Raw genomic sequence first — 12,761 nt, 5'->3', positions numbered from 1 at the left:
GTATTTACCCTAGGACACGCATTATGCCGTGAAAACATCGTTGAGTTAGCCGATTTGTTGTTGTACGATGACGTATAAGAAATCTCAATTCTCACTTAATTGAGCTTCCACACACCATTCGACGCCCTGGATACTTAATCATGACGACACCGCAGGAACTGAAGCAGATCGTTTCCGAAGGCCTCCTGTCCTTCCCCGTGACCGACTTCGACGAACAAGGCGATTTCCGCGCCGATACGTATGCTGAGCGCCTCGAATGGCTTGCTCCTTACGGCGCGTCGGCGCTGTTCGTCGCCGGCGGCACGGGCGAGTTCTTCTCGCTCACGCACAACGACTATTCGAACGTCGTGAAAACGGCCACCGAAGTCTGCAAAGGCAAGGTGCCGATTCTCGCCGGCGCGGGCGGCCCGACGCGCGTCGCGATCGCCTACGCACAGGAAGCCGAGCGCCATGGCGCAAACGGCATTCTGCTGATGCCGCATTACCTGACGGAAGCCTGCCAGGAAGGTATCGCCGCGCACGCCGAAGAAGTCTGCAAGTCCGTGCCGAACATGGGCGTGATCATCTACAACCGCGCGAACTCCAAGCTTAACGCCGATATGCTGGAAGGGCTGGCCGAGCGCTGCCCGAACCTGATCGGCTTCAAGGACGGCGTGGGCGAGATCGAGAACATGGTGTCGATCCGCCGCCGCCTCGGCGAGCGCTTCTCGTATCTCGGCGGCTTGCCGACCGCTGAAGTCTATGCAGCGGCGTACAAGGCGCTGGGCGTGCCGGTGTATTCGTCGGCGGTGTTCAACTTCATTCCGAAGACCGCGATGGACTTCTACCGCGCGATTGCCGCGGACGACCACGCGACCGTCGGCAAGCTGATCGACGAATTCTTCCTGCCGTACCTGGCGATCCGCAATCGCCGCGCAGGCTACGCGGTCAGCATCGTCAAGGCAGGCGCGAAGCTGGTCGGGCATAGCGCCGGTCCGGTCCGAGCACCACTGACCGATCTGACGGAAGAAGAAATGGGCAAGCTGGACGCGCTCATCAAGACGCTCGGCCCGCAGTAATCAGGCTGGCGTAACCGCAGCAATCGACACCCGGCGGCCGCGCGAACGACGGCCGCGTTGACGGCACCGCAAAGAGCGCCCGGGACGGCAACGTCGCCGGGCGTTTTTTGTATCGCCGCACCAGCATGTATCGAAAGGCCCGTGGCCGCTCACTGCGCCACGACGCCTGGGAGTCCGCTCCCGCGCATAAGAAATTTCAGGAGATGACCATGGAAATGAGCCGCACGGCGAGTGCCGCCCATGTCGCAAAGCGCACCCGAGTCCGCTACGGAATCCTGCTGCTGATCTTTCTGATCACGACCTTCAACTATGCGGACCGCGCCACGCTGTCGGTGACCGGCTCGGCGATGCGCGCCGAGTTCGGCTTCGACGCGATCCGCATGGGCTACATCTTCTCCGCGTTCAGTTGGGCTTACGTGCTGTCGCAACTGCCGGCCGGCTGGCTGCTGGACCGCTTCGGCGCGCGGCGCGTTTACGCGGCGAGCATTTTCTTCTGGTCGCTCTTCACACTGCTGCAAAGCTCCATCGGCCTGCTGGGCAGTGCAGCGGCGGCCGTCACCGCGCTGTTCGTGCTGCGCTTCGCGATGGGCGCGGCCGAATCGCCGGCGTTTCCGGCCAATGCCAAGGTGGTGGCGAGCTGGTTCCCGACCAACGAGCGCGGCACGGCGTCGGCCATTTTCAATTCGGCGCAATACTTCGCGGCGGTCGTGTTCACGCCGTTGATGGCGTGGCTCACCCACGCGTTCGGCTGGCACATGGTCTATGTCGTAATGGGCGTGATGGGCCTTCTGCTCGCGCTCACCTGGTTGAAGGTGATGAAGAACCCCGCCGATCATCCGCGGGTGTCGCGTTCGGAACTCGAGTACATCGAGCAAGGTGGCGGCGTGGTCAACGGGCAGAAGAAAGCGCGCTCCACCGACAAGATCGAGAACACAGGCGGCTGGTCTCTGGTTCGCCAACTGCTCAGCAACCGCATGCTGCTCGGCGTCTATCTCGCGCAGTATTGCATCAACGTGCTGACCTACTTCTTCCTGACGTGGTTTCCGATCTATCTCGTGCAGGCGCGCGGCATGACGATTCTGCAAGCGGGTCTGGTGGCTTCGCTGCCGGCGATCTGCGGATTCTCGGGCGGCGTGCTCGGCGGCATTCTGTCCGATGGGCTGATCCGTCGCGGCCACTCGCTCACGGTCGCGCGCAAGGTGCCGATTGTCGGCGGCATGCTGCTGTCGGTGTGCATCATCGGCTGCAATTATGTGTCGACCGACTGGATCGTCGTCGCGCTTATGTCGCTCGCGTTCTTCGGCAAAGGCATCGGCGCGCTCGGTTGGGCTGTCGTCGCCGATACGTCGCCGCGGGAAGCGCTCGGCCTGTCCGGCGCGATCTTCAATATGTTCGGCAATGTGGCCGGCATCGTGACGCCGATCGTGATCGGCTATCTCGTGGCGAAGACCGGCTCGTTCAACGGCGCGCTGGTGTTCGTGGGCATCAACGCCTTGCTCACGGTGTTCAGCTATCTCGTGATCGTGAAAGACATCAAGCGGGTCGAACTGCGCCCGAGTTGATCGCGTAGCGGTTATCGTACTTCTCTGCGGACTGCGAAATGAGCGCCGCCGCAGCGCGAAATGCAGGCTAGAAAGGGACTTCGGCGTCGTATGAGACGCCGGTCCGCAAAATGATATGGCGTGGTTATAATCAGTCGTCAGACGACGGTATAATGAAACGCATCAAGTGTCTGCAACTATCTGATTCAAGGGGCGTTTTCGATGGCTACACCACTGGCATCCGCGGCACCGCCACGACGCGCGCGTAATCTTGCCGAGTTCGTCGTCAGCTACGTGACCGAGCAAATTGCGTCCAACGCCCTGAAGCCCGGCGACAAACTGCCGACCGAATCGCAACTCATGGTCACGCTGAGCGTGAGCCGCACCGTCATTCGCGAGGCGATTTCGCGTTTGCAAGCGGGCAAGATCATCGAAACACGGCACGGCATCGGCAGCTTCGTGCTGGAACCGCAGCGCGAAAAGCTCGGCATCGACATGGTGCCCGCCACCACCTTGCGCGACGTGTTGTCGATCCTCGAACTGCGCATCAGCCTCGAAACGGAATGCGCGGGCCTCGCGGCCCAGCGCGCCAAGCCGGACGATCTCGCGCGCATGCGCACCGCGCTCGACGCGATCGAAGCCACGCGTCATAACGGGCTGGACAGTGTGGACGCCGATCTGCAGTTTCATATCTCGGTGGCGCGCGCCACCGGCAACCGCTATTTCGTCGACATCCTCACGCAAATGGGCAGCGCGCTGATTCCGCGCAACCGGCTCGACTCGGCGGGCATTGCGCGCGCGGAACCGGACGCGTATCTGTCGCTCGTCAATCTCGAGCACGAAAGCATTCTCGAAGCGATCACGCGCCATGACGCGGAAGGCGCGCGCGCGGCGATGCGCATGCATCTGTCCAATAGCCGCGAACGTCTGCGGCGGGCGAACGAAGCGGCTGAGGCGAATAGCTGATTCGCTTTACCTGGTTAGACGCAAAAGAAAATGGCCGGGATCGCTCCCGGCCATTTTTCATTTCACTCGAACACCCGCCATTTAGCTGCGCGTGATCTCGCCATCACGACGGCGCCACAGATCCAGCGGGTTGCTGTCAGCCAGCGCTTCCGGCAGCAGATCAGCCGGGAAATCCTGATAGCACACCGGACGCAGGAAGCGCTCGATCGACGTCGTGCCGACCGAAGTCGCGCGGCTATCAGATGTTGCCGGGAACGGGCCGCCGTGCACCATCGCGTGCGACACCTCGACGCCCGTCGGGAAACCGTTCACCAGAATCCGCCCGGCCTTGCGTTCGAGAATCGGCACCAGCTTCTTCGCCGAAGCCAGATCCGCGCTGTCCATCTGCACCGTGGCGGTCAACTGGCCGTCGAAGTACTCGGCGACCGCCAGCAATTCCTGCTCGTCCTTGCAACGCACGATGGTCGACGCCGGGCCGAACACTTCGTCTTCCAGCGCCGGCGTGGCGAGGAACGTCTGCGCATCGGTCACGAACAACGCCGCGCGCGCCTGAGTCGGGCCGGTTGTATCGACACCGCGAGCCACGGCTTCGACGCCCTTGATCGCGGTCAGCTTACCCTCGCCTTCTGCATAGGCCGCGCAGATGCCGGACGTCAGCATGGTCTGCGCGGGCTTGGCGCTCAGCGCTTCGGATGCAGTGGCGACAAACGTCTTGAGCGCGTCGCTGTCGACGGCAATCGCGAGGCCCGGGTTGGTACAGAACTGACCGGCGCCGAGCACCAGCGAATCGACGAAGCCACGGGCGATGCTTTCGCCGCGCGCAGCCAGCGCATTCGACAGCAGAAACACCGGGTTGATGCTGCTCATTTCCGCGTAGACCGGAATCGGCTCGGCACGCGCCGCCGCGACGCGCATCAGCGACGTGCCGCCCGCGCGCGAGCCCGTGAAACCAACCGCCTTGATCGCCGGATGCGCGACCAGCGCTTCGCCGACGGAATTGCCCGCGCCGACGATCATCGAGAACACGCCTTCGGGCAAGTCCATCTCCTGCGCGACACGCTGGATCACGCGGCCGACCATCTCCGAAGTGCCGAGGTGAGCACGGTGCGCCTTCACCACCACCGGGCAGCCGGCCGCGAGCGCCGCCGCCGTATCGCCGCCCGCCACCGAAAACGCGAGCGGGAAATTGCTGGCGCCGAACACCGCGACCGGGCCGAGGGGAATCTTCTGCATGCGCAGGTCGGAGCGCGGCAGCGGCTTGCGCTCCGGCAACGGCGAGTCGAGTGTGGCGGCAAGCCACTGGCCGGCGCGCACGACTTGCGCGAACAGCTTGAGCTGGCCGGTGGTACGGCCGCGCTCGCCTTCAAGACGCGCCTTCGGCAGACCCGATTCCTGGTGCGCCCGTTCGATCAGCGCATCGCCCAGCGCGGTGATGCCGTCGGCGATACGCTCGAGGAACTCGGCGCGCACTGAGAGCGGCAGTTGACGGTACGGATCGAACGCTTGCTGCGCCAACTCACACGCCTGTCCAACGACGGCCACCGAGCCGCTGCCGAAAACCGGCTCCGCGATATCGGATCCCGTGGCAGGATTGAACGCATGCAATGGTTTTTCCTCGCCGCGCACCGCTTTGCGGCCGATCAGCATTTCGCCGGTAATTGTCATTTGCTTTCCTTGAGTGAAGGCCTAAGATATAGGTCATCCTACAACATTGTGAGGCATGCGCGCAACCTGAAACGCTTGCCTGGCGAGGAATTCGGGTTAACGTGACCGTTACAATCGGCGAGGCCGGTGCTACTCTGCAATTAAGACATACGACGACCTATAACTCGTGTTGCGCCGTCGTCGGAGCTTGCCCGATCCATTGCCGTTCGAGGAAACCAGCCCATGCCAGCCATCACACCTTACCAGCCCTTACCCAATAGTTTCCGCCGCGCAGTCTGCGGCGGTGAAACCCTGATCGGCTGCTGGGCGTCGCTCGCCAGCCCGATCGTCACCGAGCTGCTCGGCATAGTCGGTTTCGACTGGATGCTGCTGGACGCCGAGCACGCGCCGAACGACGTGCTCACGCTGATTCCTCAACTGATGGCCCTCAAGGACAGCGCCAGCGCGCCGGTCGTGCGGCCGCCCGCCAACGACAGCGTGTTCATCAAGCGGCTCCTCGACAGCGGCTTCTCGAACTTCCTTGTGCCGTTCGTTGAAAGCGCCGACGATGCGGCCCGCGCCGTCGCCGCCACGCGCTACCCGCCGCAGGGCATTCGCGGCGTGTCGGTGAGTCATCGCGGCAACCACTATGCGACCGTTCCCGACTACTTTAGCGTCGCCAACGACAATGTCTGCGTAATCGTGCAGATAGAAAGCCGCAAGGCCGTCGACGCGATCGACGAGATTCTCGCCGTCGACGGCGTGGACGCCGTGTTCGTCGGCCCGTCGGACCTCGCGGCCGCCTACGGCCAACTCGGCAACGCGAATCACCCCGACGTGCAGGCGGCGATCGCGCACGTGTTCGAACGCGCGCAGGCCGCGGGCAAGCCGAGCGGCATCCTCGCCCCGGTGCAGGCCGACGCCGAGCGCTATATTTCCATGGGCTGCCGCGTCGTCGCGGTGTGCGCGGACATGGGGCTGCTGAAAGGCGCCGCGCAGACGGTTCAAAAACATTTCATGCAGAAACAGGCTGGCCAGCAGTAACGCGGCCGCCATGACATTTTCGGAGCATTCCATGCAAAAAGCAGGCTTTATCGGACTCGGCATCATGGGCAAGCCCATGGCCGCGAACCTTCTCAAGAACGGCGTCGCGCTGGCGGCGTTCACGCGCAGCGGCGTGCCCGACGATCTCGTCCAGGCGGGCGCCGTCGCGTGCGACAGCCCAGCCGCGGTGGCCGCGCAGGCCGACGTGATTTTCATCATGGTGCCGGACACCCCCGACGTCGAGCGCGTGCTGTTCGGCGAGCAGGGTCTTGCGAGCGTGTTGCGCGCGGGACAAACCGTGGTCGACATGAGCTCCATTTCGCCGATGGCCACGCGCGAGTTCGCGGCCCGAGTGCGCGAGAGCGGCGCGGACTATCTGGATGCGCCGGTTTCCGGCGGCGAAGTCGGCGCCAAGGCCGGCTCGCTGACCATCATGGTGGGCGGCGAAACCGCGACCTTCGATGCCGTCAAGCCGCTCTTCGACATGATGGGCAAGAACGTCACGCTGATCGGCGGCGTCGGCGCCGGCCAGGTGTGCAAAGTGGCCAACCAGGTGATCGTCGCCGCGACGATCGAGGCTGTGGGCGAAGCGCTGCTGCTCGCTTCCAAGGCCGGCGTCGATCCGGCGCGCGTGCGTGAAGCGCTGATGGGCGGCTTCGCGTCGTCGCGCATTCTCGAAGTGCACGGCGAACGCATGACCAAACGCACCTTCGATCCGGGCTTCCGCATCGAATTGCACCAGAAGGATCTGAACCTCGCCCTCTCGACCGCGCAATCGCTCGGCGTGTCCCTGCCGAACACCGCCACCTGCCAGGCGCTGTTCAACGCCTGCGTCGCGCACGGCGGCAAGGCATGGGACCACTCGGCGATGGTGCGCGCGCTCGAATTCCTCGCCGATCACGAGATTGGCCAGAAAACCGCTTAAGCCGCACGCCGCTTTTTGATGCGCCGCTCCGCTTGCCCTGGAAGTTAGGCAAGCAGCGGCGCATTCGTGCGTTCGCCCGCTTCGTCGCGAGTTGACGAAGTTGCATCGTCTTCATCGGCGGCGTTTCTTTACAAATATTAAGGATACCTTACGTAAACAAAACAGCTTCGACGAGCTGCATCTGCATACCCAAAGTAGCAACGATTACTGACAACGCCCGCAAAGGGCAAGGAGACATCCGTGGCAAATATAGATAAAACCAGCGGCAAACGGGCAACATCGAAAACGCCCGGCCAGGCTGAACCGAATTCGCCCGCTCGCCGCGCGTTTATCGTGCTGGCGGGAACGTCGGCGGGCGCGACGCTGCTCGGCGGCCTGTCCGCTTGTGGTGGCTCCGTCAACGGCGGGACGACCACGCCGCCGGTCGTGCAGGATCCGATCTGGGGCACCTCGGGCGCCGCGACACAGATCATCGCGTCCCTGCAAGGCATCACCCAGTCGATGTTTGCCGCACGCGACTTCGTCGTCACGCAATACGGCGCCGTACCTTGCACCGTCGTCGCCGCGAGCGATCCGTACACGGGCTCGGCATCGGTCGCGAGTCCTGGTTCGAACCAGACCAACGCCGCCGCTTCGTTCGACTCGCGCCCCGCGTTTCTCGCCGCTATCCAGGCCTGCAACGCAGCGGGCGGCGGACGCGTGGTCGTGCCGACCGGCACGTGGTACTGCGCCGGACCGATCGTGCTGCTAAGCAACGTGAACTTTCACCTCAGCGCGAATTGCACGATCTACTTCAGCCCGAACCCGGCCGACTACGCGAAGGACGGCCCGGTCGCGTGCGGCGCCAACGGCAATCTGTTCTATAGCCGCTGGCAGGCAAACGATTGCCTGAACTACGGCTCGCCGGTGTACGCGCGCAACCAGACCAACATCGCGCTGACCGGCGAAGACGCGACCTCGGTGCTCAACGGGCAAGCCATGACGCCGTTCGCCGGCAGCGGCAACACCGCCACGTGCTGGTGGACCTTCAAGGGATCGAATGGTGCGTACGGTTGCGTGAATTCGTCGACGCCGTCGCAGGCGTATCTGAATCCGAAGAACGTCGATCTGAAAACCGCCGCGCCCGGCATTTCCGATGCGCTCTACGCGCAACTGACCAGTCCCACGACGCCCTGGCAGGAGGACCAGAACTACCTGCCCGCTCTCTCCGAAGCCGGCGTGCCTGTCGCGCAGCGCGTCTTCGGCATTGGCCACTACCTGCGCCCGTGCATGGTCGAGTTCCTCGGCTGCACGAATGTGTTGATGGAGAACTACACCACCAACAACACGCCGTTCTGGCAGCATCATCCGACCGATTGCAAGAACGTCGTGATTCGCGGCGTGACGACCAATAGCATCGGCCCGAATAACGACGGCTTCGATCCGGACGCGTGCAACAACGTGTTGTGCGACAGCGTCACGTTCAACACCGGCGACGACTGCATCGCGATCAAGTCGGGCAAGGATCTGGATACGCAATACGGCCCCGCGCAGAATCACGTGATCCAGAACTGCATCATGAACAGCGGCCACGGCGGCATCACGCTCGGCAGCGAAATGGGCGGCGGCGTGCAGAACATCTACGCCCGCAACCTGCAGATGCTGAATCAGAACTGGGCGACCAATCCGCTGAACATCGCGATTCGCATCAAGACGAATATGAATCGCGGCGGCTTCGTGAAGAACTTCTATGTCGATAAGGTCACGCTGCCCAACGGCGTCGCCCTGAAAGGCGGGGGCTACGGCAGCGCGTTGCTGAGCGGCAGCCCGATCAACGCCACGGTGCCGCTCGGCGTCGTGACGGCGAGCGCGGCCAATCCGTCGGCGGCACAGGGCGGCCTGATCACGTTCGACTGCGACTACCAGCCGGCGAACGACGCCATTCGGATCCGGCCGGCAGTCGTGCAGAACGTGAACATCTCGAACGTGACGGCGAGCAACGTGACGCTCAACGGCGTGACCGGTTCGTGCTTTCAGGCGATCGTCGCGCAAGGACCCGTCGCGTTCGATTACAACGGCGCGGCCCCGACGCCGACCATTCCGCCGATCACCGGCGTGACGATCTCGAACTGCAATCTGGGCACGGCGGTTTCGGCCGGACCCGCGAGCGCGACCACGCCCGGACCGATCTACGCGTACAACGTCAACGGCATTACGTTGAGCAACGTGGTGATCGGCGCGACGACCTATAACACGACGGTGGTCGACAAGCGTTAAGCGGCAAGCGGTTGAACGGCTGGGCTTAGTCCAGCCGTGAAGATTCATGACACGCAGTGAACAAGGCAAAAAAAATGGCGACGCCCGAAAGCGCCGCCATTTTTATTTTCCGGCTCGACAGATCAGCGTCCGGAATTCATCGCAAGCAGGCCAGACTCATTTGGCCACGGCGCTCACCGGCGTCCAGCGCGGCTCGGGCGTCTTGTCGGCGCTCTTCGCCAACAGACACACAACAGCAGCCGCGATGATGTCGAACACCGCCAGCACCACGAACAGCGGGCTGTAGCCGATCTGCGTCACCAGCACGCCGAACAGCGCAGTGAACGCAGCCGCGCCCAGATAGCCCGCCATGCCCCCCATGCCGGTCGCGGTCGCGACTTCGTTCTTGCCGAACATATCGGACGTGATCGCGTACAGCGCACCCGACAAGGTCTGATGCGCAAAACCGCCGACGCACAGCAGCGCAACCGCCACATAAGGACTCGCCACGAGGCCCACGCAAGCCGGTCCGATCATGAACAGCGCGCCGACCACGAACACCATTTTCCGCGACGTGAACAGCGACACCTTCGCGTACTTGTGAAACAGCGGGCTGAGATAGCCGCCCAGCACGCAGCCGATGTCGGCTGCGAGAAACGGCATCCATGCATACAGCGCGACTTCCTTCAGATTCATGTGACGCTCGGTCATCATGTACAGCGGAATCCACGCGTTGAAGGTCTGCCAGGCCGGCTCGGACAGCATGCGCGGAATGCCGATCGCCCAGAAATCGCGGCTGCCGAGCATGGCAAGCCAGCTGCGCTTGGCGGCGCCGGCGTCGCTGTGCTTCGCTTCCTGGCCGCTGAGAATGTAGTCGCGTTCAGCGTCGCCCAACAGCTTCTGATTGCGCGGATGTTTGTAGAGCACCATCCACAGCAGACTCCACACGATCCCGGCCACGCCGACAATCACAAAGGCCAGCTGCCACTCGCCGCGCAACAACGCCCACACCACCAGCGGCGGCGCCAGCAGCGCACCGATCGACGAGCCGATGTTGAACCAGCCGATCGCGACCGAGCGCTCCTTGGCGGGGAACCACTCGCTCGTCGCCTTGACGCCGGCCGGAATGCCGGCCGCTTCCGCGATGCCGAGCAGGCCGCGGAAGAACGCAAGACTGCGCCAGCCCGTCGACCACGCCGCCGCGGCGCACGCCAGCGACCAGGCAAGCGCGAACGCCGCAAACCCGATCTTGGTGCCGACCGTGTCGAGCAGGAAGCCCGCGACCGGCTGCATGAATGCATAGCAAAGCTGCCACGCCACGACCACGTGCGAATACTGCTCGGTGGTGATGTGAAGGTCTTTCATCAACGTCGGCGCAGCGACTGACAGCGTGTTGCGCGCGAGGTAATTGATAATGAGCCCGGCCGCGACCAGACTGACCATCCACCAGCGGATGCCCTTGATTTTCATTGCTGCGTCTCCTCGTAATCCTGAACGGCTCAAACAGGCCGCGTAGCGGAAGCGGCCGAGCCGTCCGGAGCGGCGTCATCGCGCGAATAATCGATGCCCACGAAGCTGCCGCCCTGGAAGCGCTGGCCCAGCGCGTCGAGCGGATTCGGGCGCGCGAGAATTTCTTCGGCGTAGACCTCGGCGTCCTGCGTCGGCTGATAGCCCAGCCGTTCGGCGCCGCTGTTGTCCCACCAGCTGCGCGTGTTGGCCGACACGCCCCAGATGGTCAGGAAGCCGACGTTCTCCGCTTCGACACAACGATCGAGGAAATGCAGCAGATCGCGATGACCGAACCAGGTGCTGAGATGCCGCGGCTCGGTCGGCCGTTCGAGACAACTGCCGATACGCACGCAAACACTCTCGATGCCGTGCTTGTCCCAATACATTCTGGCGAGCGCTTCGCCCCACACCTTGCTCAGTCCGTAGAAGCCGTCCGGGCGCAGTTCGCAGTCGAGGCTCAGATGCTCGGTGACCGGATACATGCCGATCGCGTGATTGGAGCTGGCGAACACGATGCGCTTTACGCCTTGCCGGCGCGCGCCTTCGTATACTTCGACCAGCCCGCGCAGATTGTTTTCGATGATCTCGGGCAGCGGACGCTCCACGCTCGTGCCGGCGAAATGGATCAGCACGTCGACGCCTTCCAGCAGACGATCCACGACCGCCGGATCGCGCAGGTCGCCGTGCATTACGTCCTCGCCGTCCACGAGCGGCACGAGGGCCTTCGAGCCCGCCGCCGAACGCAACGGCGTGCCGCGCGCGATCAACGCGGCGCGCACCACCGAGCCTAGCTGGCCACCGGCTCCACTCAGAGCAATCTTCTTCATAAGGTTCCTTTCCTGCGCCGCGCGCGATCGAACTGGGGTACAGCAATCGCTTCTGTCATGACGGCAGTGCCTGCCGATTTAGCGATAGTTGTACGATAACGTACTATCTGCGATGCGAGACCGGATTTCAATTAGGCACTTACCCTTATTCGGACAGACTGATATCGAGATTTTCCTTATGAAACAAGCAGCTATGCCTCCATTATTTATGTGACATCGTATAACTAGAAACACGTGTTTTGCGTGAGATTTGCGATGTGAGAACCGCGTCCGCCGGCCGCGCGCGAGACGCCCACAAGCGCGTAGACTTGATGCGCTCACGCTTAAGCCGAACTGCCGCCCTAATCCGGCGCAGCGCCCCTCTTCGACTCCTTACTTAGCGCCGCACGTCACCATGCTCACTGCCCACTGTTCCGTGCAACCCGTCGCCCTGCCGGCTGAATCAGGCGTCGCGCGTTTGTACGACGCGCCGGACCTCGCCGACGCGTATGCCGTCCGCCTGCCCGAGAACGCCATCGACGATCCGGAATTGCTCGCGCGCTTCGTGTTCGCGCATCAGGCGGGCTGGGTCGCGAAGCTGATGAGCGTGCGCGATGCGATCGTCGCGCGTGTCGGTCTGAAGACTGCAAGGCAGTTGCGCAGCATCAAGGATCCCGCCGCCGCTCGAGAGCGCCTCGACATCTTCAGGATCTACACGCGCAGCGCGCACGAGATCATCATCGGCGAGAACGACCGTCATCTCGACTTCCGGGTTTCAGTGCTTCAGCAGACCCGTGTCACACGAGAAGACCGCTCGCGCTATCTGATTCTGTCGACCGTAGTGCATTGCCACAATCGGCTCGGCCGCTTCTATATTCTCGCGATCGCGCCGTTCCACCGGCTGGTGGTGCGCTCGTCATTGCGGCGAGCGGCGCGGATCGGCTGGCCGACCGCCTGAAGCGGCTCGAACCGCGGGCGCGAACACGGCCCGCGGTTCAGGTTCAAGTGCGAGCGGGCGCGTGTGCTTGCTCGC

Annotated in this window: 10 protein-coding genes; 7 read left to right on the top strand and 3 right to left on the bottom strand. The window is 63.4% G+C overall.

What is annotated here, in order from left to right; all coding sequences use genetic code 11:
* The first annotated feature begins 140 nt into the window (after positions 1–140).
* The 3 genes from kdgD (at position 141) to PQR54_RS35825 (ending at position 3,565) form a co-directional block, all read left to right on the top strand.
* On the top strand, positions 141–1,058 hold the full coding sequence (kdgD, locus tag PQR54_RS35835; protein WP_408254177.1) for a 5-dehydro-4-deoxyglucarate dehydratase: 918 nt from the start codon (positions 141–143) through the stop codon (positions 1,056–1,058).
* Between the two features lie 125 nt (positions 1,059–1,183).
* The gene (locus PQR54_RS35830) at positions 1,184–2,620 is read left to right on the top strand and encodes an MFS transporter (protein ID WP_408254175.1); all 1,437 of its coding nucleotides are present in this window, start codon (positions 1,184–1,186) and stop codon (positions 2,618–2,620) included.
* Positions 2,621–2,821: 201 nt separating this feature from the next.
* On the top strand, positions 2,822–3,565 hold the full coding sequence (locus PQR54_RS35825) for a FadR/GntR family transcriptional regulator (RefSeq protein WP_091802078.1): 744 nt from the start codon (positions 2,822–2,824) through the stop codon (positions 3,563–3,565).
* An 81-nt stretch (positions 3,566–3,646) separates the two neighbouring features.
* Here the strand turns inward: PQR54_RS35825 and PQR54_RS35820 are convergent, their stop codons facing one another.
* Positions 3,647–5,230 (bottom strand): aldehyde dehydrogenase (NADP(+)), encoded by a 1,584-nt coding sequence (locus tag PQR54_RS35820; protein ID WP_408254172.1) that lies wholly within the window; start codon positions 5,228–5,230, stop codon positions 3,647–3,649.
* Between the two features lie 222 nt (positions 5,231–5,452).
* Here PQR54_RS35820 and garL point away from each other — a divergent pair, with 222 nt between their 5' ends.
* The 3 genes from garL to PQR54_RS35805 all read left to right on the top strand — a co-directional run bounded on the left by garL (position 5,453) and on the right by PQR54_RS35805 (position 9,434).
* Positions 5,453–6,253 carry a 2-dehydro-3-deoxyglucarate aldolase gene (gene garL / locus PQR54_RS35815; RefSeq protein WP_408254170.1) on the top strand — a complete coding sequence of 267 codons (801 nt, stop codon included), beginning with the start codon at positions 5,453–5,455 and terminating at the stop codon, positions 6,251–6,253.
* Between the two features lie 10 nt (positions 6,254–6,263).
* On the top strand, positions 6,264–7,178 hold the full coding sequence (locus tag PQR54_RS35810) for a 2-hydroxy-3-oxopropionate reductase (protein ID WP_408254167.1): 915 nt from the start codon (positions 6,264–6,266) through the stop codon (positions 7,176–7,178).
* A gap of 249 nt (positions 7,179–7,427) precedes the next feature.
* Positions 7,428–9,434 carry a glycoside hydrolase family 28 protein gene (locus tag PQR54_RS35805; RefSeq protein ID WP_408254264.1) on the top strand — a complete coding sequence of 669 codons (2,007 nt, stop codon included), beginning with the start codon at positions 7,428–7,430 and terminating at the stop codon, positions 9,432–9,434.
* A gap of 156 nt (positions 9,435–9,590) precedes the next feature.
* On the opposite strand, the gene PQR54_RS35800 is transcribed toward PQR54_RS35805, so the two are convergent.
* Together PQR54_RS35800 and PQR54_RS35795 are read right to left on the bottom strand one after the other, a co-directional pair.
* Positions 9,591–10,883 carry an MFS transporter gene (locus tag PQR54_RS35800; RefSeq protein ID WP_408254164.1) on the bottom strand — a complete coding sequence of 431 codons (1,293 nt, stop codon included), beginning with the start codon at positions 10,881–10,883 and terminating at the stop codon, positions 9,591–9,593.
* A gap of 29 nt (positions 10,884–10,912) precedes the next feature.
* The gene (locus PQR54_RS35795) at positions 10,913–11,749 is read right to left on the bottom strand and encodes an NAD-dependent epimerase/dehydratase family protein (RefSeq protein WP_408254161.1); all 837 of its coding nucleotides are present in this window, start codon (positions 11,747–11,749) and stop codon (positions 10,913–10,915) included.
* A 394-nt stretch (positions 11,750–12,143) separates the two neighbouring features.
* Here PQR54_RS35795 and PQR54_RS35790 point away from each other — a divergent pair, with 394 nt between their 5' ends.
* Positions 12,144–12,686: a DUF2867 domain-containing protein gene (locus tag PQR54_RS35790; RefSeq protein WP_408254159.1), complete on the top strand. Its 543-nt coding sequence runs from the start codon at positions 12,144–12,146 to the stop codon at positions 12,684–12,686.
* Positions 12,687–12,761 lie beyond the last annotated feature (75 nt).

The organism is Paraburkholderia phytofirmans (assembly GCF_046028095.1).
Taxonomy (GTDB): Bacteria; Pseudomonadota; Gammaproteobacteria; order Burkholderiales; family Burkholderiaceae; genus Paraburkholderia; species Paraburkholderia phytofirmans_A.
The sequence above is the reverse complement of the archived record's forward strand: the minus strand, read 5'-3'. Positions and strand labels throughout refer to the sequence as shown.